The following is a 22,185-nucleotide window of genomic DNA, read 5'->3' as shown; positions in this document are numbered from 1 at the left end:
GCATGCGTTTCCTGGCAGCTAATTTTCCTCCCGAAGAAGCTGATATAGTGATAGTAGGGGTGACTCTGGAGGCTACTGAGACGTGGCGGAAAGGACCAGCTCTGGCTCCAGATTTTATCCGTTATGCTTCTGAATCACTGGAATCCTTCTCCGCAATATTCGGCCTGGATCTGACACAGCTCAAGCTCGGAGATGCCGGGAACCTGGATCATCCTGGTGGCCTGGAAGAGGCACTGCTTTCGGTGGAAAAATCTTTAACCCAATATTTCCGCAAGGGCAAGAAAGTGTTGATTTTCGGGGGAGAGCACACCGTAACCCTTCCCGCAGTAAAAGCTGCTCTCTCCGTTTTCGGGAAAGTTCAACTCCTGGTGCTGGATGCTCACTCCGACCTGAGGGATGAATACCTTGGGCTAAAAGTAAGCCATGCCACTGTTACCCGAAGGTGTTCGGAAGTGGCCTCCAAGGTGGTCCTGGTGGGCGCTCGCTCCTTTTACGGGGGAGAATTTGATTTCATAAACAAGGCTCAGGTTTTTCTGGCTTCCCCTGAAAACTTTGCCTCCTTTCTGGAGCCATCTCTGCCCCTTTACCTGAGCTTAGACCTGGATGCCCTTGACCCATCCCAGTGCCCGGGAGTGACTAACCCAGAGCCTGGAGGGTTGAGTTACGGGGATGTGATTGAAATTTTCAGGAAGCTAAGAAAGAAATTTAACGTCGTGGCTATGGATATAGTAGAGCTTGCCCCACCCTATGACCCATCTTTTGTTTCAGCAGTTTGTGCAGCAAAACTGGCCATTGAAGGCATTATAGCTTTATGGGGCTACATATCACCACACGCCCCTTAAGGTCAGTGTGCACTTCCACTCTCAGGCCTTTTACCTCTAACACTATCCTGTAACCGGGGACAAGAACCTGGGCGTAAAACTTCCCTGGCTCCGGACATCCCAGACTCGTATCAGGCCAGGTAACGCATTCCACCATAATAACCTTTATTTCCTCCCGCGAAATACCTTTGGATTCAAAAAGCGCCAGCACCCTCTCTAAAATGGGATTATAAGCTGTAGGTTTTTCTTCTCCCGGAATGCAAAGGGTTACCATCTCGCCCCGTCCTCTGTAAACGTAGGTTTTGCCCTGAGCCATAAGCACTACTTCTACGCCCATCACGAAGGCCGGTAACGTGATTTTCCCTTCCGGCTGATGGCATTCAACCTCTTGAATAGGCATTTCTCTCCAGGAAGCACTCACCACTTCTATCTCGCTTTCGGGAATACCAAGGCGCCTGGAGAGATCAGCAATGGCTCTCTTTATCGCCCGGGAAAGAGCTTCTTCCCGCGGGATGGTGGGCAAGGGTTTAACCTCCATCTCTGGGGTGGGCAGTGGTCTGACTTCTCTTTCCGGAGAAGGGGTCGGGATGGATGGGGGCGAATAGGGCGCTATCTTTACCTCCACCCCTGATGGTGGGGTTGGGGTAAGTTTCGGAGCCGCACACCCTGTCAGCATGAGGGCTATCAGGAAAAAGCTAAAAACTTTCCTCACCATCGCCTCCCTCCAGCTTTATATTCTCATAGAGTAAGACGCCCCGCAGCCCCAGCCCGGTTCCCTCGTTCACTTATCGGTTTTCACCCAGAGGTATCTGCCATCAGTTATTATTTCCACAGTGCCGTCCAGGTCGGTCCTCAGTATTTTTACGCCTCTAAGTCTTTCCAAAACCGCTTTTGCAGGGTGTCCAAAGGGGTTATCTTTACCCACAGAGATTACCGCTACCATGGGCTTCACTGCTTCCAGGAAAGCCCGAGAGGTGGTGTTTCCTGCCCCATGATGTGAAACTTTGAGGACAGCGCTGGAAAGCTCCAATCCACTTTCAACCAACCTTGATTCTACTTCCGCATCAATGTCTCCTGTAAACAGGAAAGAAGCTTTCCCGTAGCTCGCCCTCACTACCACCGAGCAGGCATTATCGTCAGGGCAGGTAGAAATGCTTTCTGGATGGATTACCTGCATAAGGAAGCCGTCCTGGAAGCGAACAATAGTGCCTCTGCGAGCCTCGTAGCGAGCTATACCCCGGTTTTCTATTGTTTTGTGCCAATTTTCCCAGGCCGGAGAATCTCCTTTTACTCCGCTTTCCAGCACAGCTTTTACCTGGTATCTTTCTAACACCGGAACCAGCCCGGTGAGGTGGTCGCTATCAGGATGAGTAAGAATTACAAGGTCTATGGAGCGATCCCAGAAGGGAAGCCTCCTGCCCATGCACTCCAGGAAACGGGATGGGAAAGGCCCTCCATCTATAAGAATTTTATGGCCTCTGGGCGTGAGGATGAAAATGCCATCGCCCTGGCCTACATCACAGAAAACCACGTGGAGGTAGCCATCGGGACTCAGGAGAGCACCCGACCAGACCAGAATCGTCAGGGATATCAGAAGGGTGGAAGTAGCACCGAACCTCCAGAACCTGATCAGGATTTTCCCAATCCTCTGACCCGTTTTCGCCAGGATGAAGAGGATGGATAGGCCCAGAAAACATACTATGGAAATTTCTTCCCACTGGCCTTCTAAACGCACGGCAGCCCAGGAAGGGCTTGCCAGCAGTTCCACTACTTTGATGGTATAAGCCGCATGGGCCCAGCCTACAATCCCTGCGACTTTCCCCAGAGGAGCATACAGAAGGCCTGCCAGAAGTCCTGCACCTCCTCCTATCATAACTCCCGGTTGTGCCGGAATCACCAGGAAATTGGCTATGGGGCTCACAATGGATAAAAGGTTAAAATGGCTAACGGTCAATGGTAAAGTGGCTATTTGGGCAGCCCCGGTAACTATGAGGGTTTCCTTAAGGATGTTTTCCCACCTTTTGGGCAGGTGAAACTTCTTTTTAATCCACTCCTCAGCAGGTGGGGCCAGGAGGATTAAGCCCAGGGTGGCGGCGAAAGAGAGCTGGAAGCCCGGATCCCATAGAACTTCGGGATTGGCTGCACTCATCACAATAGCTGCAAAAGATAAGGAATTAAGGGAAAAAGCCTCCCGGCCTACTGCTTCTGCCAGGACGTAAAGGGACCCCATCACCGCTGCTCTGATGACTGGAGGTTCTGCTCCCACCAAGAAGGCATAGAAGAAAAGAGCAGCCACAATTATCGGCCAGGCTTTGCGTTTACCGAGCCCCGAAAGCAGTTTTCCCAGAAAGCCGGCCAGAATTGCGATGTTGAAGCCGGAAATAGCAATTATGTGGCTTGTGCCTGTTCGCCGGAAGCTATCCATGATTTCCTCGGGTATTCCTCTATCCAGCCCCAGCAACACACCGGCCAAAAAGGAAGCCTCCGGCTCAGGATAAACGGAAAGGAGCGTATTATAGGCTTTCTCCCGGATAGAAAAAAGCCAGTGCTTCAGAGGGTTTCCTCTACCTCGCTCCACCAGGCGAATCCGGGGTTCTTTAAGGATGGAGAACACCCCTTTCCTAGCCAGATAATCCTTGTAGGAGAAATCCTCCCAAACGGGAGGTGTCACCAGCTTCCCTGAGGCCTCTACCACATCACCATACTGGTAATCGGATAGAAGAGGGACTAAGGTGATGAAATCGCCCTTCACTCGAACTTCTTCCCCTCCCAGGCTTATGGAAAAGGCCGAAACTCTTACCTGTAGATTTTTTTCCTTTTTCAGGGGTGGAGCCGAAATTAGGCCCTTAATAGTTAGAGGTTCCGGGCGGTCATTGTAATAGGCCAAGTGGTGAGAGTCCACAGGGGCCCGGGCTGCTGAAAGGCGCGCCATACCAAGGAAGAAAAGAAAAAGCAGAACCAGGCGCCTTTCCCTTAAGGCGAAGGCTGAAATCAACGCCAGCAAGCTTAAGGCAAGGATAAAAGGAAAAGGAAGCTCCACCCTTGAAGCCAGCACTATCCCCGAGAGCCAAGCCAAGGCCGGAGGAACGAGGGTCATTGCACTGTGATAAGATCTTTTATGCGGGAAAAGATGGCTTCACCTATACCCGGAACTTTCTTAAGGTCTTCAATGGATTTGAAGGGGCCATGGGTTTCCCTGAACTCTATTATCCTACGGGCAAGGGTGGGGCCTATCCCGGGGAGGGATTCCAGCTCAGCCTGAGAGGCGGTGTTTATGTTAATGAGAGATGGGGAAGAGGGAGAAGGTGCAACCGGGGCGGCGGCCGGCGTGGCTTCCCCTTTGCGGGGGACGAACACGTGCATTCCGTCCCTTAGAGGCATGGCGAGGTTAATGCTATCTAGGTCTGCTTCAGGGCTGGGCCCCCCAGCGGCCATAAGGGCATCTTTCAGTATGCTCCCAGGAGGGAGAGAGTAAACATCGGGGTGGAGCACTGCCCCTGAAACGTAAACCCTTAGGGGGGATGGGGTTGGCGTTGGAGGCGGGGTTACAATCTCCATCGCACTTGGTTCGGGCCTCCGGAGGAGTAAAACTACTACCCCCACCAGCAGAAGGTTGATGAGGGTATAAATTGCATATTGCTTGAGGTTTTCCATTTGCCCCTCCAGTGCTTTTCGCTTCAGGTTAACGAGTAGATTTCGGGGCGGCGGTCTTTCAGGGCAGGGAATTCCTCTCGCACTCTGGAAACTTCATCCATATCTATCGGGGCCAGAAGGAGAGCTTCCTCTTTGTCTCCTTCCACTATAGCTTTACCTCGGGGGCTATAAGCTCCGGACCAACCACCAAATTCGTTCTTGGTCCTGTTGCATCCTACCACGAAAACCTGGTTCTCTGTAGCTCTCGCCCTCAGGAACAGGCGCCAGTACTCTATCCTGCTTTCAGGCCAGTGAGCGGGAACGAATATTATCTCAGCCCCTTTGAGGGTGTAGAGGCGAAAGAGTTCAGGGAAGCGCAGGTCATAGCAGATGGCCAGGGCCGTGCTGCCCCAGGGGAGAGGAAAAACAGGGGCTTCATTTCCAGGAGAAAGGAACCTGGTTTCGTTCATAGGGGCAAAGAGGTGGATCTTGCGGTAGACTCCCAAGAGTTCACCCTGAGGGGAAAATATGGTGGCAGTGTTGTAGAAACGTCCGCCCCTTTCTTCCAAGGTGGAACCTATAAGATAAATGGAATAGGCACGTGCCAGAGCCGCTATCTCCAAAAAGAAACCCTCCCCAAGAGGAGAAGCAAGCTCTTTCGCCCTATCCAGAACATAACCCGAAAGCCAGAGTTCTGGTAATAGGGCTATATGGGCACCGTTTTTGCGCGCCTCTTCCAGGAAAAAAGAAGCACGTGCTATGTTCTTCTCGGGCTTGCCTGCTACCACATCCATCTGGATTATAGCCACTGTGATTTCCATCAGTGCTTCTCCTGATTAAGAATTTCTGAGGGCAAACCTTTGGCTTTAAACATGAGAACTAAAGCACCTTTCTCAGAACGGGTGCGGTGGATCTGATGGGCTTTTGCTACCCAGAGATCGCCCTCTTTAAGGGTGAGGGAATTGCCATCGGGCAAGTCAATGGTAATTTCCCCTTCCAGGACCAGGTAGAGCTCATCCTGGGGGTGGCGGTGGAAGACATAATCCCCTTCAAAGCGGCTGAGGTAAGCCCTGTAGTCGTCCACATCGGCCAGGACGTAGCGGGTAAAAGGTTCTCTTATGTGGCCCGCAGCGTCTTTTACGTTTATCACTTTCTCCATAGCTTCCCCTCTAAACCAGTGGTGGGGTAAATATAGCCAGAAGGATTATGGGGTCATCCCCTGTATTACGCAATCCATGCTCAACCCCGGCAGGGGCGACAGCGCAATCTCCAGGGCCAAAATTGAATTCCTGGCCTCCCACAACGCAAAGGCCCCTGCCGGAAATAACCGTAAAAGTCTCCGTAGAATCGGGATGAATGTGAGGTGCGATGGCACTACCTGGCTCTATTTTCACTAGATGAAGGCTCATAGCCGGATTCGCCCGGCTTGAAACCATAATTTTGGTCCACACTCCCTGGAATCTGGAATGTGGCTGCCACGGGATAGACTCGGCCTTGAGCACTAAGGGTTCCATAGACCCTGCTCCTTTCTCTTCAGAGCGAGCTCATAGATTGCTCGGGCCAGCTTTCTTATGTAAGGCCCTTCCTCTACCTTTTCCACCCAGTGCGCGGGAATGGCCAAAATGCCGTTGAAAGCGCCGCTCAGAGCTCCAGCAATGGCAGCGGTGGTATCGGCATCGTTCCCACCCATTACGGCTGCCGTGACGGAGGCTTTAAAGTCCTCGGGGGTTTTAAGGAAACAGTAAAAGGCAGAAGCCACCGTCTCCACCACATAGCCACTGGTCCCCAGGATTTCCAGAGCTTGTTCTGGTTCAACATCTCTGCTGAGGAGTTCTCCAGCTTTCCGGAGGTTTTCTGTAACCTTAGAGGGTCCTAAAAATTCACACACATCTTCCAGGAAACTTCCAAGGCTTACTCCCGAGACCAGCTTTGCCACGGCGTAAGCTACAGCTAACCCTCCCTTCAAAGCTTCAGGGTTGCGGTGGGTTATTGCCCCTGCTTTTTCAACATCCTCCTCAAGCCTTTCGAGGGTCCAGGCGTTCAACAGACCCACGGGGGCGATGCGCATGGCCACTCCGTTGCCAGCAGCAAATTCCCCTTCCTCACCGCTTTCTTTCCAGCTTGCCCCTTTCGCGAGTCGCTTAATAGCTCTAAGGGTTGTGAGCCCGATACCTCTGGGGCTTCCGCTTTTCACCCAGCGCACGAACCGCAAAGCCAGGTCTTCGGGATCAATTTCCCCCTTTTCTACAATGCTTTCAGCGTGGATTACCATCATCTGAGTATCATCGGTAAACTGGCCGGGGCCGAGTTTTCGGTCTGGAGCAGGGAGGAAATCTTCTACTTTTCCGTATCGCTTCCGAATTATTTCAGGGGGCAAACCTTCTACAGGCATCCCCAGGGCATCGCCTATGGCAAGGCCAATGAGGCAGCCCTCAAATTTCTCCAGCACCTACTTCCTCAGCTTCCACATAACGAATCTTGGCTGGATCGCTTATGCGATCCGTGAACAGTATTCCGTTAGTGTGGTCAATCTCATGCTGGAGAACTCTTGATAGAAGGCCAGAGGCTTTTATCCGAACCTTTTTGCCGTTAGGAGTCCGGGCCCTAACTTCTACATAGGCTGCTCTTTTAACATCTCCTACGATGCCGGGAAGGGAAAGGCAGCCCTCTTCTGTTTCCTCCTCGCCTTCCATTTTAACTATCTCAGGGTTTACAAGAGCAAGAACGCGGCTTTTACCGTTTCCTTCTTCTGGCGGAAGTTCTACCACGATTACCCTAAAGGGAACTCCTATCTGAATAGCCGCAAGGCCAATACCCTTCGCTGCCCTCATGGTATCTATCATGTCCTGAATGAGGGCTTTGAGCTCCTGATTAAATTGAGTGACCTCTCTCGATTTAACCCGCAGACGCGGGTCGTCTCCTGTAAGAATTCTCCGCACCATATCTTGCACCTTTTGTCAGGATTATATCGCATGCTTGTCAGGTTTGTCAATCAAATCAGGCTGGTGAAGAAGAACCAATCACCAGAGGGCAAGCGAGATGTCCTCTAACTGGCAGTTTCACAGGCCTGGTCAAAGCCCTCAAGCCCTCCTGCCCTCAATTTTGACGGATAACGAGACTCTGCCTACCTGCAGGCTGTAGATTGCTTCAGGTCACACGGGATTTATCAATCTCCCGCCTCAGCCACTTCGCCAGTTCAATGGTCCAGAAGACTATTGAAGCGAGGGCAAGGCTTATCAGGAGCTCCCACCAGCTGAGGGCTACCGTCTTGAAAACTTTCTGCAAGGGTGGGATGTATATTACCATGAGCTGGAGGATAAAGGTCAGGAATACCGCGACCAGAAGGATTGGGTTGGAGGTGAATCCTATCCGGAAAATGGATTCTTTTTCAGATCGGATTACCAGAGCGTTGCCCATCTGGGCTAAGGCTAAGGTGGTGAACACCATGGTTCGCCAGCTTGCCTCAGACCCAATGGAGAGGAGCGCGGGGAGGAGAGCTGTGAAGCCCATAAGAGACCCCACTAGCAGGATGTATTTCCACAATTTCGCAAAGACGTTTTCCCCAGGCGGCCTTGGAGGACGCTTCATTGTGTCGGGCTCGGCCGGGTCAAAACCGAAAGCCAAACCGGGAAGACCGTCAGTTACCAGGTTTATCCAGAGGATCTGAAGGGGAGTAAGGGGCATGGGCCTTCCCAGAAGAGGAGCTACCAGCATCAGGAAAATTTCCCCTGTGTTGCTGGAGAGGGTGTATTTTATGAATTTACGGATATTATCGTAAATGACTCTACCCTCTTCCACCGCTGCCACAATGGTGGCAAAGTTATCGTCAAGAAGGACCATCTCCGAGGCCTCTTTGCTGACATCGGTTCCCATTATGCCCATGGCTACGCCGATGTCCGCTTTCTTGAGGGCGGGCGCATCGTTCACTCCATCGCCCGTCATGGCCACTATATGGCCCCGCCGCTGGAGGGCTTGCACTATTTTCAGCTTGTGCTCTGGAGAAACACGCGCATAAACGGTTACTTTTTCCGCTTTTTCCTCTAATTCCTCCACCGTCATCTTCTCCAGCTCAGCTCCAGTGATAACTTCCCCTCCTTCATCCATTCCCAGCTGCCGGGCTATGTAAAGTGCAGTCTGAGGGTGGTCACCTGTTATCATTACTGGGCGGATTCCAGCGCTCTTGCACTTAGCTACCGCCTCTTTTACTTCAGGCCTGGGCGGGTCTATCATCGCCATCATCCCCACAAATATCATGTCCTTTTCGGGTTCATCTGGGATTTCTTCAAGAGGCCTGAAAGCCACCCCCAGCACTCTCATCCCTTGAGAAGCAAAGTTAGTATCGGCCCTAACGATGCGCTCTCGCCAGCTGTCGTCCAGAGGTTCAGGGTGGTCTGCATTCCAGACCCTGGAAGAAATTTCCAGGAGGCTTGAAACCGCCCCTTTACAAAAGGCAACATAAGGGGTGTTGAATGGGATAAGGTTATCATCGTTAATCCTGTGAACGGTGGTCATGCGTTTGCGTTCAGAGGTAAAGGGCACTTCGCTGACTCTGGGAGCTTGCTTCTCCAGTTCGTCTTTCCAGAGGCCAAATCTGGCTGCTGCTATCACCATCGCCCCCTCGGTGGGGTCACCTCTGGCATAGAATCGCGAAGGTTTGATGGAGTCTGGTTCCAGGTAAGAATCATTGCAGAGAGCTCCACCCACAAGGAGGAGATGGATCGCCTGGCTTTTTTCTTCCAAGATGTTTTCGCCTACTTCCAGGAAAGGCCCTACTTTGGAAAGCTTTTCGGTAAGATCCAGAGTCTCTCCGGCTACGTCCAGAATGGTCACGGTCATGCGGTTTTCGGTAAGGGTGCCGGTTTTATCGGAGCAGATGACCGTTACAGAGCCAAGGGTCTCTACAGCCGGAAGCTTGCGGATCAGAGCGTTCCGCTTGACCATTCTCTGAGCGCCCAGGGCAAGGGTTATGGTGACCACCGCTGGTAAACCTTCGGGAACGGCGGCAACTGCCAGGCTCACAGCCGTGAGAAACATGGTGTGGAGGTCTTCACCGCGCCACAGACCAAGGATGAAAACTATTAACACCAGAACTCCAGCAGCCACTGCCAACCCTTTGCCCACCTGGGCCATCTTTTCCTGAAGGGGCGAAGTCTCTCGCCTCACGGTCTGGATCATCCTGGCTATACGGCCTAGCTCCGTCCTCATCCCTGTTTCCACCACGACCCCCATACCACGGCCGTAAGTCACTCCGGTGCCCATAAAGGCCATGTTGACTCTATCGGAAACAGGAGTTTCGGGAGGGAGAACAACCCTGGCGTTCTTGTCTACAGGGGTTGATTCTCCTGTAAGGGGAGCTTCATCTGTCCGCAGGTTTATAGCTTCTATGAGGCGAAGGTCTGCCTGGACTCGGGTTCCAGCTTCCAGGAGAACTATGTCCCCAGGGACGAGCTCTTCAGCACGAATCTCCTTTATCCTGCCGTCCCGTTTAACTTTCACCACAGGGGTAGCCAGTTTCCTCAGTAGCTGCAGGGCTCTTTCCGCTCGGTATTCCTGAACAAAGCCAAGGACAGCATTGAGGATAACTATCACCAGAATGGCGATGGTTTCTTTCACATCGCCCAGGAGGAAAGAAATGGCCGAGGCGATGAGGAGTATTACGACCATTATTTCGGTAAACTGGGAAAAGAAAATGGCAATGGGGTTGGGGCCCTCTCGTTCCTCAAGCTTGTTAGGACCATAGTGGGCAAAGCGTTTTTTGGCTTCTTCGGAAGAAAGGCCCGTGTCAGGATTAGTTTCCAGGCGTTTCAGTACTTCGTCTATTTCAAGAGATGCCCAGTTCATAGGCTCCCCTCCTTATTCCTCGCCTGCTTTTTCTATTTCCACATAATTTGTGTAAAAAGTTGCTCCCCGGCCAAGGTCGGCTTCCAGGTCTGGCGTGGTGGAATTGACCCCTGTCTTCCTGGGGGAAAAACTCTCCCACCATATGCTCGGGCTCACCACTACCCCCTGAATTGTTTCATAGCTTACCCGTGCCCAGAGGTAACATTCGCCCCTTTCGTTCCACACTCTTACCAGATCTCCTTCGGAGATGCCCCGCTCTTCAGCATCATGGGGATGGATTATGATCTCAGGGCGCCCCTCTTTTGCCCTAAGGGAATCCACAGCCCCGAAGCTTGAGTTAAGAAAGTGGTGGGCGCTCGGGGTTAGGAAAATCAATGGATAAGAGCTTGGGGGAAGGGGTTCGTAGTAGGGAAGCGGATCAAGGCCCATTTTCTCCAGCCGGTGGGAGTAAAATTCCAGCTTTCCGGAAGGAGTTGGGAACCCTTCAGCGAAGGGGATGAAGGGTCTGGGGATGTTCAGGCGAACCCACCCGGCCTCTTTCAGGCTTTCCCACGTTATCCCAATTCCTTCAAGGGCTTGACCCACAAGGTCCTCATCGGAATCTCTGAAGCATTCTTCTTCAAAGCCCATGGCTCTGGCCAGCCGGCGGAAAAGCTCCGTATTGCTGACGCTTTCCCCGAGAGGTTCTATGGCTGGCTGATTGAGGCTCAAATAGTAGTGGCCGTAAGAAGTGTGAAGGTCTAACCTCTCAAGCTGGCTTGTAGCCGGAAGGACCACATCGGCAAAGCGGGTGGTATCAGTGAAAAATATATCATGCACTACCAGGAAGAGGTCTTCCCGCATAAGCCCTTTAATGACCAGTTCCCGATTAGGGGCTGAGTTGGCGGGATCTGAGTTGTAAACAAAAAGGGCCTTTACCGGAGGGTCGTCAAGTTCCGTGAGGGCTTTGCCCAGGTGAATCATATTAACGATGCGGGAGCTATGAGGAAGAAGATCTGGCCGCTGGAGTTTTTCCTGATTTATGGCAAAGGCACCGCTGGTGGTAAGCAAAGCACCACAGCCAGGATAGAGCCATGCGCCCGTAAGCCCTGGAAGGCAGGCTATAGTCCGAACGGCCATTCCCCCGTTGGTGTGCCGTTGAAGGCCATAATTGAGGCGGATGAGGGATCGAGGAACCCCAGCATAAAGCCTCGCCAGGGCTTCTATATCGCTTACGGGAACACCGGTGATATCCGCCACAGCTTCCGGAGTGTAGGAAGCTACTCTTTCCTTAAGGGCTTCAAAGCCAAAAGTGAACTGCCTCACATAGTCAGCATTGTAGAGGTTTTCCCGGATAATTACATGCATCAATCCCAGAGCCAGAGCACTGTCAGTTCCCGGCTTTACAGGTATATGGACATCGGCTAAGGAAGCCGTTCGGGTTCGTCGCGGGTCTATTACAATGAGCTTAGCTCCCTGACGGCGAGCTTTCTGGATCAAAGGCCAGTAGTGGGGGTTGCTGGTCAAAGTGTTGGTTCCCCATAGGATTATAAGCCTGGCCATAGGTATGTCTTCGGGATCGGGCCCTAAAGCCGCGCCTGTTGTGGCGATGAAGCCTTCCTTTCCCGCTGAAGAGCAGATCGTGTAGAGGAGACGGGTAGCCCCAAGGCGGTGGAAGAACCTCCTATCCATACTTCCGAAATTGAGGATCCCTAAGGTTCCTGAATAGTTGTAAGGCATTATCGCTTCTGGGCCGTAGCGAGCTATTATTTCCTGAAAACGGGAAGATATTAGCCCGAGGGCCTCCTCCCAGGTTATCCGCTCAAACTGACCGGAACCCTTCGGCCCCATCCTCCGGTACGGGTAAAGGACACGGCGGGGATTATAAACCCATTCAAGATAGTGGTTGAGCTTGACGCAGAGGAACCCCTGAGTTATGGGGTGAGATGGGTCACCACGTATAGAAACAGCTCGTCCACCCTCCACTGTAGTTATGAAAGCGCAAGTATCAGGGCAATCGTGTGGGCAAGCGCCTCTCACCTCTTTCACGAATTACCTCCTTGGGGATGTAAAAGCAAAGACTCCAGATAAGCATCAGGGACGCGACGCAGGGCGTAAACGGCTTTGCGTTTGGATAGTGCTATGGGTATGGCCATTAGCCCGGCGAGCTGCCCTCTTATTCGGGCTCTGGCTGCCTCACCACGCCACGCCCTTAAAGCATCGGCTGTTATTTTAAGCTGAGCCTTAAGGATGAGAGGCCAGTATTTGCGGAAGAGGCTCTCAGGATAATCCTTGGCCAGAACGTAGATGAAATTGCGGCCGTTGTAGAAACTGGCCAGCTTCCCTCCACCTGTGGCGCTGAGCCTGTGGTAAGCGATGGCTTCAGGTGTGTAAATGCACCTGTAGCCGGCTATCTGAGCCCGCCAAGCCAGATCTACATCCTCACAATACATGAACATATCTTCATCAAAATTTCCTATCTCTTTCAGCATGATTTTCCTGTAAGCTGCCGCCCCCCCACATGCTGCGAAAACATATTCTTCCCGGTCGTATTGACCTGTGTCCTTTTCCCAGACACCCCTGTTCCCTGGTATCCCGTCAAGCCGGTAGAAATCCCCTGCGGAATTTATTATATCCCTTCGGTCATAAAGCAAAATCTTGCTGGCCGCCATGCCCGCATCTGGATGCCTCTCCAAAGCACTCCAGAGGGCCTCCAGCCAGCGAGGGTGAGCTTCAGCATCGTTGTTCAAAAGAGCTATCACCTCACCCCGTGCCATTTTTATCCCGGCATTGGCCCCTCCGGTGAGGCCTGCGTTCCGGGGAAGCCTCACCACTTTAACCTCTGGGAATTCCCTTTCCACCAGCGCCAGGGAGCCATCGGTGGAAGCATTGTCCACCAGGATAACCTCAAAAGAATCAAAGGTCTGCCCCCTCAGGGATTGGAGGCATCCCCTCAAGAACTTTTCTCCGTTCCAGTTGGGTATAACCACTGAAATTTTAACCCCCATGGCCTTTCACCAGGCCCGGCTCCCTATCAAAGAAAGCCTTGAGAGCTTCCTCCCAGGATCTCAAAGTTATCCCGACTTGTGCTCCCGCAAAGTTCCGCAGCGGAGTGAAGAGGGGTGGCTTCGCAACCCTCACCCATTCTTTAGAGGTAATGGGTTCTACCGGCACATTTTCCCTTCCTGATAGCTTCAAGATAAGCTTAGCAAAATCATAACGGGAGCAATAGCCGGAGTTGGTAAAGTGGTAAGTTCCGTAAAATTTCGTGCGGATAAGCCTGGAAATGGCTTCAGCCAAATCCAGAGCGTAGGTCGGATTGCTTACTTCATCCGTTACGACCCGGAGACTGCCTCGCTCATCGGCGGCCCGGATTATTTTGGTGACAAAGTTATTCCCCCCATGGTAATACAACCAAGCGGTGCGGACGATAAAGAAGCGGGAGAGGATCTCCCGGACGAACTGTTCCCCAGCCAATTTTGACCGGCCATACACTCCAACGGGGTTCGGGCGATCGAACTCCCAGTAGGGCTCAGAAGACGTGCCGTCAAAGACTTCATTGGTGCTGACGTAAACCATAGCTGCATCACACTCTAGAGCAGCCACCGCAACGTTGCGGGTTCCCAGGGCATTTACAGCATATGCTCTTTCCGGTTCCAGCTCGCATCCATCCACATTCGTAAAAGCAGCGGTGTGGATCACAACTTCAGGCTTGAAATTTCTAAAGCAATCCCTCAGGGAATCCAGCCAGGTAATATCGCATTCCGGCCTGGCCAATGGCATAACTTCATCTTCCCTTAACACTTCCATAAGAGCTCGGCCAAGCTGACCTGTGCTCCCAGTGATAGCGATCCTCATGGCTCTTACTCCACGGAAACCACCCGGAGAAACCGCCCCCGTAAGGACCAGGAACCCGCCTCCTCTACCTTCACCATTACCATCTGGCCATCCCTGTTACCAGGATCCTCAAAGAAGACTAGCTTATTGGTCCTGGTTCTTCCGAACCATCGCCCCTTTCGCCTTCCCTCTACCAGTATTTCCACCTCTTTGCCGATAAGTCCAGCGTTTATCTCCGAAGAGATCCTCTCCTGGAGTTCCTCCACAAGCTTAAGCCTGCGCTTTTTCTCTTCAGGTGGGACATCGTCCTTCAGGCGAGAGGCAGCGGTACCAGGGCGTGGGGAATAAGCTGCCACGTGCACCACATCAAACCTTATCTCCTCCAGCAAACGATAAGTGTTCATGAACTGCTCTTCTGTTTCACCGGGGAAACCTACAATGACATCGGTGGCAAGGCTCACCCCGGGAATAGTTTCCCTTATTTTCCGCACCAATTCCCTGAACTGAGCAACCGTGTAGCCCCTGACCATACGCTTGAGGATGAGGTCATCTCCGGATTGAACGGGAATTTCAAAATGTTCACAAACTTTCGGAAGTTTAGCAACCGTCTCAATGATCCTTGGGCTCATATCAGCAGGATGAGAGGTAAGAAAACGTATGCGCCACAGCCCTTTTATCGGATGGATAGCCTCCAGAAGCTGAGCCAGATCCGGCTTCCCGGGGAGGTCTCGTCCATAAGAGTTCACATTCTGCCCCAGGAGGATTACTTCCCTTGCTCCGCGTTTAACCAGCTCTTCTACTTCAGTGGCTATTTCCTCCAGAGGACGACTCTTCTGTCTGCCCCGCCTGAGCCTCACAATGCAATAGGTGCAAAAATGGTCACAGCCATAAACTACAGGGACGTAAACGGAAACGGGAGCAGGAAGAGGGGGCCTAACCCACCCATCGCCTAGAGCCAGCCGCTCTTTTACAGCCTTGATAAATCCATCCACATCGGAAGGGCGCAGGAAAAGATCCACGTAGGGAAACTGCTCGTAAAGGGGTTGAGCATCGTCCACGAAACAACCCATTACCGCAAGGAAAGCATCAGGCCGGCGGCGTTTTACTGCCTTGAGGGACGCCAGATGCCCCCTTACTTTATCTTCGGCGCTCTGGCGGACCACGCAAGTATTAAGCAAAAGGACATCAGCTTCAGAGGGCGTTTCCACCCTCACGAAGCCCATTCGCTCCAAGGCTTCCGCCGCCCTGGCTGAATCAGCGTCATTCATCTGACAACCTATGGACCAGAGGTAATATTTCCTGGGAACCATTACTGCCTGAACTTAGCTAAGGTGGAGAAAATATGCACCCACAAAGGGCTTCTCCGACCAGTTATTCTCCCTTTCCTCAATACTTCCAGGAGCTCCTTTTCCCCTCTGAAAGGCTCCACTTCAACCCACGCCATCCCTATCTCCCAAGGAGTATGAGCGTCGCTCCCCCCTGAAACGGGAATGCCCCTTTCCAGCGCGACCTGGAAAGCTTTAGCATCATCAGCAGTGAAAATAGTTCGCGCATTAAACCCTTCCAAAAAATCCACTTCCCCTATGATCTCCAGAGCATAATGGCCCATTGCTTCCCGCCGGAGCCGGTCAAAGGGATGGGGAATCCCCACTATCCCTCCCTGCTCTCTAATGCGACGGATGGTTTCCAGCGGGTCAAGGCCCGGGGGAATTTCCTCTTCTATGAAAAGAGCCAAAAGCTCGCCCTTTTTTGTTTTTACCTCTTCACCCACTATCACAAACTCCGGGGCTATCTTCTTGGCCTCCAGAGCCCCAACTATAGAGTTATGGTCGGTTATCGCTATTTTTGCGAGACCCCTGGCTTGGCTTAATTCAACTACCCGGGCTGGAGAGCAAAGTCCATCCTTTGAATAATAAGTGTGGAGGTGAAGGTCAATTTTCCACTTCATTCTCCGAAAACTATCCTCCCATCTGCCATGTCTGTTATCTTGACGAGGGACTCTATCGGGACATTGAGATATCTCAGGCGTTCCCTTCCTCCCTCAAAGGTTTTCTCAATAACAGCCCCAATTCCCACAAGGGTAGCTCCACTCATTTCCACAATCCGAACCAGAGCTTCTATAGTCTGGCCCGTAGCCAGGAAATCGTCCACAATGAGGACCTTATCTCCCGGCTTCAGGAACTCCACAGACACCATAAGTTCCACCATCCTGCCTTTAGTGTGGGAGGGGGCCAGCTGCCGGTAAGCCCCATTCACCATCGTTATCGGCCTGGTTTTGCGAGCATATACCAGTGGGACACCAAGAGCCAGGGCAGTGGTTAATGCGGGGGCAATGCCAGAAATTTCGGCTGTAAGAACTTTGGTTATTTCAAGGTGAGCAAAACGGCGCGCCAGTTCCTGGCCTACTTCCACCATAAGCCGGGGATCAACCTGATGGTTAATGAAACTATCAACTTTCAGGATGCCCCCTCCCAGGTTCTTGCCTTCTCTAAGTATTCGCTCCTTAAGGATTTCCATTGCTATCCTCCAAGCCATGGCATGCCGGAGTACTCTTGTTTTCTAAGTTTAACAGATAGGGCTTTAAAAATCAAACTTCTTTACCACCTGCCAGTGACTTTAACTCCTGGCCAGCGTCCTCCGCACAGCAGGAACTGAGACCTCGGGCTCCTCCCAGCTTTAAACACCTGGCAGTCCATAGGGTAGGGAAAGGCAACGGAAATGAGTCCCACAATTCTCAGAGAAAATCTGACAATTTGCATTTTCCCGGGAAAAAGAATATAATACCGAAAAATTCCGGTAAAGGAGGTTCGGATGTTAACCGTAAAAGAACAGCTTGGGATTGATCCCGCTGCCTTCTTCTCCCGGATAGATGCTTTAATCTATATCCAGTTAACGCAATTCCAGGCCGCTAAAAGCCCCAAAGCTTTCCGAGAGCTCGTGGCTTCCTACCTTCCCGCTCGCTGGGCTGTGGCTTCCGGGTTCGTGCTCCCTCTAAAAGCTCGTCCTGAGGCTCAAAAGTTTGTACCCCACTTTGACCTCATCTTGTATGACTCTTACCTTTATGCCCCCATATACAGGGCTGATGATAACTGGGTCCTCCCGCTGGAAGGCGTTGTTGCGGTGGGAGACATAATCCCTGTCCTCGCTCCAAGAATTATGGAGAACTCTCTGAAAGCACTCGCGGCGATAAAAAGCGCAGCTCCTCAGATCAGTACCTATTTGCTCGCCTTCAGACCCAGTGTCAGAGAATCCACGCTCCGCAAAAAACTTAGCCCGCCCATATCCGATTACCCAATGGAACTTCTTCCCGATGTGATTTGCGCTTTTGGAGGAATGTATATAGAAAAGAAAAATCAGGAATACTTCAGGTTTGAAAGTTTCGAGGATGAATTTGCTCTCCTATTTTATCGCATTTTGAGGGACATAGTTGCCAGAGGCGGAAGCCAGGAGCTTCTTCTGGGTCTGGAGGAACTGGGGGAAAGGGCTTCTTACAAAATTCTCTGAAAATAAGGGGATAAATGCGGGTCCTTTTCATAAACCCACCTTACAATATCCCAATTGAAACGAGGGCTTCCCCTCCTCTGGGGCTTGCCTACCTCACCGCTGTTTCCGAACGCCGGGGAGACCAGGTAAAAGTCTGGGATGGGGAAGTGGATCCCGAACCCTTAGAGCAGATCCTGGAAGAATTCAGGCCGGAAGTGGTGGGGATAACAGCCACCACTGTGCAGATAAAAATGGCCTGGAAAACCGCCGAGAGGGTTAAAAAAGTTCTGGATGTCCCGGTAGTGCTCGGAGGGGTTCACCCCACTATCATGCCCGAAGAATCCATTTCCCATCCCGCCGTAGACATAGTGGTGAGGGGAGAAGGAGAACTAACCTGGGAAGAGCTCGTTTCTTCTCTGGAAAAGGGCTTTGACCCCCATGCCCTCAAAGAAATCTCAGGGCTAACTTTTCGCACTGCCTCTGGAGAAATCGTCTCTACTCCCGATAGGCCCGTAGTTGTGGATCTGGACTCCCTCCCGTTTCCCTCGTATCGTCCCTTCAAACTGCACCTTTACACCAACCTTCAGCCCACCATAGACCATTTGCCCAGGGGTAGAAGTTTTCCCATAATGACTTCCAGGGGATGCCCATACCGCTGTTCCTACTGCAGTCAAATAAGCCCACGTCGCTGGAGGATGCGTTCTCCTGAAAACGTCCTGGCCGAATGGCGCTGGCTCGTAAAGGAAATGGGAGCACTGGAGATAGGTGTGCTGGATGATACTTTCAATGTGGATAGGGAAAGGGTCATCCGAATCTGCGACCTACTTATTAAAGAGAAACTCAACCACGTCCCCTGGATAATGATAAATGGGATAAGAGCCAATCTGGTGGATAAGGAACTCCTCCGAAAAATGCGAGAGGCTGGTTGCATCCGGGTGGCTTTCGGGGTGGAAAGTGGCGACCAGCGCATACTGGATGAAGTCATCCATAAACAGCTCACCCTGGAACAAATAAGAAAAGCTTTCAAGTGGGCCAGGGAAGCAGGGATAGAAACTATAGGCTTTTTCATCATAGGGCTCCCCGGTGAAACTGAAGAAACAATGGAGAAAACCATACGTTTCGCTATAGAGCTTGACCCGCTGGTGGCTAACTTCTCTATTGCTACCCCGTTCCCAGGAACTGAAATGTACGAAATTGTGAAAAGAGAAGGGAAGCTTCTCGTTAAAGATTGGGATGATTTTGCCTTTTTTGAAGGCAAAGCCCATTTTGAAATGCCCGGTATGCCTGCCGAACTGGTGGAAAGAAAATGGAGGGAAGCATACCGGCGCTTTTATCTGCGGCCCCGGCGAATCCTCAAAGCCCTTACCCGTAAACGCACCTGGCTCGATTTGCCCAGAACTGTAAAAGTGGCATGGAAAACCTTAACAGGTTACAAACGGGGGAGACAAAATGGGAATCCTTGTAAATAAAGACACCCGACTTATAGTCCAAGGCATAACGGGTAGAGAGGGCCGTTTCCACACCCGCAAAATGATAGAGTATGGGACCAAAGTGGTGGCAGGAGTTACTCCGGGTAAGGGGGGTGAAGAAGTAGAGGGGATCCCCGTCTTCGACTCAGTTAAAGAAGCTGTTGAGGCTACAGGTGCCAACACCTCCGCAATATATGTCCCTGCCCCCTTCGCTCCCGATGCCATATACGAGGCCGCCGATGCCGGGATACCCCTTATAGTATGCATAACCGAAGGGATCCCAGTGCAGGAAACGGTGAAAATAAAAAGCTACCTCAAAGCCAAAGGGAGCCGGCTCATTGGCCCCAATTGCCCTGGAGTAATAACTCCCGGAGAGGCAAAAGTAGGGATAATGCCAGGACACATTCATATTCCTGGCCCTGTTGGGATTGTCTCCCGAAGCGGAACTCTGACCTACGAAGTAGTCTACGCCTTAACCCGACGGGGCATAGGTCAATCCACCGCTGTCGGAATAGGCGGTGACCCCGTGGTGGGCACTGATTTCATTGAGGTTTTGAGCATGTTTGAAGAAGATCCGCAAACCAAAGCGGTGGTCCTCATCGGAGAAATTGGGGGTAGGGACGAGGAAAGGGCAGCAGAGTTTATTTCCTCCAATATGACCAAACCAGTGGTGGCCTTTGTAGCTGGGCGAACAGCACCTCCAGGAAAAAGGATGGGCCATGCTGGAGCTATCATTGAAGGGGGAATTGGCACAGCCCAGGAAAAAATTGAAGCCTTCAAAGCGGCAGGTATCCCTGTGGCTTCTTATCCCGAAGAAGTAGCTGAACTGGTGGAAAAATGCCTCTGAAGGTCCTTATAAAAGGCGCTGGAGACCTCGCTACCGGTGTAGCTTACAGGCTTCACCGGGCTGGTATGCTAATTGCGATGACCGAGATACCCTGTCCAACAGCTATAAGAAGAGCTGTAGCTTTCGCTCAAGCTGTTTATTCGGGCGTTCACGTGGTAGAAGGTATAACAGCCCGCCGGGTAGAAAGCCTGGAGGAAATCTTCAAAGCATGGGAAAGGGGTGAAATTCCCGTTATCGTGGACCCTGAAACTTGCATTCGGGAAAGCCTTAAACCTCACGTTCTGGTAGATGCAATTATGGCCAAACGCAATACCGGGACTTCCATAAACGATGCCCCAATAGTCATAGCTCTGGGGCCTGGTTTCACCGCTGGAGCAGATTGCCACGCCGTGATTGAGACCAACCGAGGCCATTATCTGGGCCGGGTAATCCTAAAGGGGCAAGCCCAACCCAACACCGGAATCCCTGGAGAAGTGGGGGGAGAAACAGAACGCCGGGTCCTGCGAGCTCCAGCGGATGGAACTTTCCGCCCTCTGAAGGAGATTGGCGATTTCGTAGAAGAAGGGGAAACAGTCGCAGAAGTAAATGGCGTGGCAATTAAAGCCAGAATCAAAGGGGTGCTCCGGGGTATCCTTTACCCTGGCCTCAAAGTTCGTCAGGGTATGAAAGTAGGGGATGTAGACCCCAGAGGCGTAAGGGATTATTGCTTCACTATATCCGATAAATCACTCTCTGTAGCCGGAGGCGTTTTAGAGGCCATACTTTATCTAAAAAGCTTGCGTTCTATCCCTGACTGAAGGAGGGAGATATGTGCAGGATTGAAAGGGTTAAAGCGAGGGAAATCCTGGATTCAAGGGGTAACCCCACAGTGGAGGTGGAAATCTTCCTGGAAGATGGCTCGTGGGGAAGGGCTGCTGTCCCATCCGGCGCCTCTACCGGAGCTTACGAAGCCCTCGAGCTCAGAGATGACGATAAAACCCGTTATGGAGGCAAGGGAGTACTTAAAGCGATAGAAAACGTGGAAAAGATTATTGCTCCTAAACTGAAAGGAATGTGCGCCCTCGATCAAAAGGGGATTGACCAATGTCTTCTGGAGCTGGATGGAACTCCTTCCAAATCCAAGCTTGGGGCCAATGCGATCCTTGGGGTTTCCCTTGCCGTTGCCTGGGCAGCTGCTAACCATTTAGGAATACCTCTCTACCGCTACATTGGTGGACTTAACGCTTCTCTTCTCCCGGTACCTTTTATGAACATCCTGAACGGTGGCAAACACGCATCTGATTCAACAGACTTACAGGAGTTTATGATAGTCCCTGTGGGAGCGCCCTGCTTCGCTGAGGCCCTTCGCTGGGGAACTGAAATCTACCACTCCCTCAAGAAAGTTCTGGCTTCAAAGGGCTATAACACCAATGTGGGGGACGAAGGGGGGTTCGCTCCATCCCTTAAAGCTAACGAAGAAGCGGTGGAACTCATCCTGGAAGCCATTCAGAAGGCGGGATACAAACCTGGAGAGGAGGTTTTTCTGGCCCTTGATTCAGCGGCCTCTGAATTTTACGAGAACGGTCGCTACGTTCTGAAGAAAGAAGGAAGAACTCTTTCCTCAGAGGAAATGGTGGAATTTTATGCCAGCTGGGTTGAAAAATACCCCATCCTCTCCATTGAAGATGGACTTTCCGAGGATGATTGGGATGGGTGGAAACTTCTTGCCAGCCAGCTTGGAAGTAAGGTCCAGCTTGTCGGTGATGATCTGTTCGTAACCAATGTGGAAAGGCTTAAGAAGGGGATAGAACTCGGCCTGGCTAATGCGCTCATCATAAAGCCCAATCAGATAGGCACCCTTACAGAAGCCCTGGAAGCAGTAAATCTGGCCAGGGAGGCAGGCTGGGGAGCTATAATATCCCATCGCAGCGGCGAAACAGAAGATGTAACCATAGCTCACCTCGCTGTTGCTACAGGAGTTGGTCAGATAAAAACAGGGGCTCCCTGTCGGAGCGAAAGGGTAGCGAAGTACAATGAACTTCTGAGGATAGAAGAAGAACTGGGCCTGTCCTCCCGTTACGGTGGGCCCCTTCTCTTAAAGAAATGGGGCAAGGCCCGAAAGTAAAAGAGGAGCAAGCTATCCCGGGACACCAAACCTGATTCATTTAAGCAGGGTTGCCGGGCATGGTGTCGTGGTGCTGAGAAATCGCCAGCACCCCTATCTTCTTATGTTATTGCAGGCCCAGAATTTGCTGGAGTTTCCCACTCTGCGTGCGCCATCGCCGGGAACCAGAGC

General features: G+C 51.9%; 21 protein-coding genes. 6 read left to right on the top strand and 15 right to left on the bottom strand.

The annotated features are described in order from the left end of the window. Window positions 1–2: 2 nt before the first annotated feature. Window positions 3–842, top strand: coding sequence for an agmatinase (speB, locus tag NZ653_00445; GenBank protein ID MCS7285598.1), 840 nt, complete (start codon window positions 3–5; stop codon window positions 840–842). Here speB and NZ653_00440 read toward each other — a convergent pair. From NZ653_00440 to xpt, 15 genes are all read right to left on the bottom strand, one after another. Beyond that, a complete protein-coding gene (locus tag NZ653_00440; GenBank protein MCS7285597.1) occupies window positions 802–1,536 on the bottom strand; it encodes a hypothetical protein in 735 nt (244 codons plus the stop codon). The genes speB and NZ653_00440 overlap by 41 nt on opposite strands. A gap of 66 nt (window positions 1,537–1,602) precedes the next feature. Continuing rightward, on the bottom strand, window positions 1,603–3,918 hold the full coding sequence (locus NZ653_00435) for a DNA internalization-related competence protein ComEC/Rec2 (GenBank protein MCS7285596.1): 2,316 nt from the start codon (window positions 3,916–3,918) through the stop codon (window positions 1,603–1,605). Continuing rightward, window positions 3,915–4,475, bottom strand: a complete 561-nt coding sequence (locus NZ653_00430) for a helix-hairpin-helix domain-containing protein (GenBank protein MCS7285595.1) — start codon at window positions 4,473–4,475, stop codon at window positions 3,915–3,917. The genes NZ653_00435 and NZ653_00430 overlap by 4 nt, the downstream gene beginning before the upstream one ends. A gap of 23 nt (window positions 4,476–4,498) precedes the next feature. Further along, window positions 4,499–5,275 carry a carbon-nitrogen family hydrolase gene (locus NZ653_00425; GenBank protein ID MCS7285594.1) on the bottom strand — a complete coding sequence of 259 codons (777 nt, stop codon included), beginning with the start codon at window positions 5,273–5,275 and terminating at the stop codon, window positions 4,499–4,501. Further along, a complete protein-coding gene (locus NZ653_00420; protein MCS7285593.1) occupies window positions 5,275–5,613 on the bottom strand; it encodes a cupin domain-containing protein in 339 nt (112 codons plus the stop codon). Before NZ653_00420 ends, NZ653_00425 begins: the two co-directional genes overlap by 1 nt. 10 nt (window positions 5,614–5,623) lie before the next feature. Continuing rightward, window positions 5,624–5,968: a cupin domain-containing protein gene (locus tag NZ653_00415; protein ID MCS7285592.1), complete on the bottom strand. Its 345-nt coding sequence runs from the start codon at window positions 5,966–5,968 to the stop codon at window positions 5,624–5,626. After that, window positions 5,956–6,903, bottom strand: coding sequence for an ADP-ribosylglycohydrolase family protein (locus tag NZ653_00410; GenBank protein ID MCS7285591.1), 948 nt, complete (start codon window positions 6,901–6,903; stop codon window positions 5,956–5,958). Before NZ653_00410 ends, NZ653_00415 begins: the two co-directional genes overlap by 13 nt. After that, window positions 6,887–7,396, bottom strand: coding sequence for a peptide deformylase (gene def, locus NZ653_00405; GenBank protein MCS7285590.1), 510 nt, complete (start codon window positions 7,394–7,396; stop codon window positions 6,887–6,889). The genes NZ653_00410 and def overlap by 17 nt, the downstream gene beginning before the upstream one ends. A 205-nt stretch (window positions 7,397–7,601) precedes the next feature. Then, window positions 7,602–10,295, bottom strand: a complete 2,694-nt coding sequence (locus tag NZ653_00400) for a cation-translocating P-type ATPase (protein ID MCS7285589.1) — start codon at window positions 10,293–10,295, stop codon at window positions 7,602–7,604. A gap of 12 nt (window positions 10,296–10,307) precedes the next feature. Next, window positions 10,308–12,323 carry a molybdopterin oxidoreductase family protein gene (locus NZ653_00395; GenBank protein ID MCS7285588.1) on the bottom strand — a complete coding sequence of 672 codons (2,016 nt, stop codon included), beginning with the start codon at window positions 12,321–12,323 and terminating at the stop codon, window positions 10,308–10,310. Continuing rightward, window positions 12,320–13,282: a glycosyltransferase family 2 protein gene (locus NZ653_00390; GenBank protein ID MCS7285587.1), complete on the bottom strand. Its 963-nt coding sequence runs from the start codon at window positions 13,280–13,282 to the stop codon at window positions 12,320–12,322. Before NZ653_00390 ends, NZ653_00395 begins: the two co-directional genes overlap by 4 nt. Then, window positions 13,272–14,132 carry a dTDP-4-dehydrorhamnose reductase gene (rfbD, locus tag NZ653_00385; GenBank protein ID MCS7285586.1) on the bottom strand — a complete coding sequence of 287 codons (861 nt, stop codon included), beginning with the start codon at window positions 14,130–14,132 and terminating at the stop codon, window positions 13,272–13,274. The genes NZ653_00390 and rfbD overlap by 11 nt, the downstream gene beginning before the upstream one ends. 5 nt (window positions 14,133–14,137) lie before the next feature. Then, window positions 14,138–15,421, bottom strand: a complete 1,284-nt coding sequence (miaB, locus tag NZ653_00380) for a tRNA (N6-isopentenyl adenosine(37)-C2)-methylthiotransferase MiaB (protein ID MCS7285585.1) — start codon at window positions 15,419–15,421, stop codon at window positions 14,138–14,140. After that, complete coding sequence (locus tag NZ653_00375; protein ID MCS7285584.1) at window positions 15,421–16,059, bottom strand: PHP domain-containing protein; 639 nt, start codon at window positions 16,057–16,059, stop codon at window positions 15,421–15,423. The genes miaB and NZ653_00375 overlap by 1 nt, the downstream gene beginning before the upstream one ends. Then, window positions 16,056–16,628, bottom strand: coding sequence for a xanthine phosphoribosyltransferase (gene xpt / locus NZ653_00370; GenBank protein ID MCS7285583.1), 573 nt, complete (start codon window positions 16,626–16,628; stop codon window positions 16,056–16,058). The genes NZ653_00375 and xpt overlap by 4 nt, the downstream gene beginning before the upstream one ends. A gap of 294 nt (window positions 16,629–16,922) precedes the next feature. Between xpt and NZ653_00365 the strand changes: the two genes are divergently transcribed. Genes NZ653_00365 through eno form a run of 5 tightly spaced genes read left to right on the top strand, consistent with a single transcriptional unit; the run spans window position 16,923 to window position 22,014 of the window. Continuing rightward, entirely contained in the window at window positions 16,923–17,615 is a 693-nt protein-coding gene (locus NZ653_00365) for a hypothetical protein (GenBank protein MCS7285582.1), read from the top strand. A gap of 14 nt (window positions 17,616–17,629) precedes the next feature. After that, window positions 17,630–19,063, top strand: a complete 1,434-nt coding sequence (locus tag NZ653_00360; GenBank protein ID MCS7285581.1) for a B12-binding domain-containing radical SAM protein — start codon at window positions 17,630–17,632, stop codon at window positions 19,061–19,063. Continuing rightward, on the top strand, window positions 19,044–19,910 hold the full coding sequence (sucD, locus tag NZ653_00355) for a succinate--CoA ligase subunit alpha (GenBank protein ID MCS7285580.1): 867 nt from the start codon (window positions 19,044–19,046) through the stop codon (window positions 19,908–19,910). Before NZ653_00360 ends, sucD begins: the two co-directional genes overlap by 20 nt. Beyond that, complete coding sequence (yqeB, locus tag NZ653_00350) at window positions 19,901–20,707, top strand: selenium-dependent molybdenum cofactor biosynthesis protein YqeB (protein MCS7285579.1); 807 nt, start codon at window positions 19,901–19,903, stop codon at window positions 20,705–20,707. The genes sucD and yqeB overlap by 10 nt, the downstream gene beginning before the upstream one ends. An 11-nt stretch (window positions 20,708–20,718) precedes the next feature. Next, window positions 20,719–22,014, top strand: coding sequence for a phosphopyruvate hydratase (gene eno / locus NZ653_00345; GenBank protein ID MCS7285578.1), 1,296 nt, complete (start codon window positions 20,719–20,721; stop codon window positions 22,012–22,014). Window positions 22,015–22,185: the final 171 nt, after the last annotated feature.

The sequence above is a fragment of the Anaerolineae bacterium genome (assembly GCA_025062375.1).
Lineage (GTDB): Bacteria > Chloroflexota > Anaerolineae > SpSt-600 > SpSt-600 > SpSt-600.
Note: the sequence above shows the minus strand (reverse complement) of the source record. Positions and strands in the feature narration are given on the sequence as shown.

Excerpts from the sequence above, each read along its gene's own strand:
- speB (MCS7285598.1), top strand. The coding sequence starts at position 3 with ATGCGTTTCCTGGCAGCTAATTTTCCTCCCGAAGAAGCTGATATAGTG.
- NZ653_00440 (MCS7285597.1), bottom strand. The coding sequence starts at position 1,536 with ATGGTGAGGAAAGTTTTTAGCTTTTTCCTGATAGCCCTCATGCTGACA.
- NZ653_00435 (MCS7285596.1), bottom strand. The coding sequence starts at position 3,918 with ATGACCCTCGTTCCTCCGGCCTTGGCTTGGCTCTCGGGGATAGTGCTG.
- NZ653_00430 (MCS7285595.1), bottom strand. The coding sequence starts at position 4,475 with ATGGAAAACCTCAAGCAATATGCAATTTATACCCTCATCAACCTTCTG.
- NZ653_00425 (MCS7285594.1), bottom strand. The coding sequence starts at position 5,275 with ATGGAAATCACAGTGGCTATAATCCAGATGGATGTGGTAGCAGGCAAG.
- NZ653_00420 (MCS7285593.1), bottom strand. The coding sequence starts at position 5,613 with ATGGAGAAAGTGATAAACGTAAAAGACGCTGCGGGCCACATAAGAGAA.
- NZ653_00415 (MCS7285592.1), bottom strand. The coding sequence starts at position 5,968 with ATGGAACCCTTAGTGCTCAAGGCCGAGTCTATCCCGTGGCAGCCACAT.
- def (MCS7285590.1), bottom strand. The coding sequence starts at position 7,396 with ATGGTGCGGAGAATTCTTACAGGAGACGACCCGCGTCTGCGGGTTAAA.
- NZ653_00400 (MCS7285589.1), bottom strand. The coding sequence starts at position 10,295 with ATGAACTGGGCATCTCTTGAAATAGACGAAGTACTGAAACGCCTGGAA.
- NZ653_00390 (MCS7285587.1), bottom strand. The coding sequence starts at position 13,282 with ATGGGGGTTAAAATTTCAGTGGTTATACCCAACTGGAACGGAGAAAAG.
- rfbD (MCS7285586.1), bottom strand. The coding sequence starts at position 14,132 with ATGAGGATCGCTATCACTGGGAGCACAGGTCAGCTTGGCCGAGCTCTT.
- miaB (MCS7285585.1), bottom strand. The coding sequence starts at position 15,421 with ATGGTTCCCAGGAAATATTACCTCTGGTCCATAGGTTGTCAGATGAAT.
- NZ653_00375 (MCS7285584.1), bottom strand. The coding sequence starts at position 16,059 with ATGAAGTGGAAAATTGACCTTCACCTCCACACTTATTATTCAAAGGAT.
- xpt (MCS7285583.1), bottom strand. The coding sequence starts at position 16,628 with ATGGAAATCCTTAAGGAGCGAATACTTAGAGAAGGCAAGAACCTGGGA.
- NZ653_00365 (MCS7285582.1), top strand. The coding sequence starts at position 16,923 with ATGTTAACCGTAAAAGAACAGCTTGGGATTGATCCCGCTGCCTTCTTC.
- NZ653_00360 (MCS7285581.1), top strand. The coding sequence starts at position 17,630 with ATGCGGGTCCTTTTCATAAACCCACCTTACAATATCCCAATTGAAACG.
- sucD (MCS7285580.1), top strand. The coding sequence starts at position 19,044 with ATGGGAATCCTTGTAAATAAAGACACCCGACTTATAGTCCAAGGCATA.
- yqeB (MCS7285579.1), top strand. The coding sequence starts at position 19,901 with ATGCCTCTGAAGGTCCTTATAAAAGGCGCTGGAGACCTCGCTACCGGT.
- eno (MCS7285578.1), top strand. The coding sequence starts at position 20,719 with ATGTGCAGGATTGAAAGGGTTAAAGCGAGGGAAATCCTGGATTCAAGG.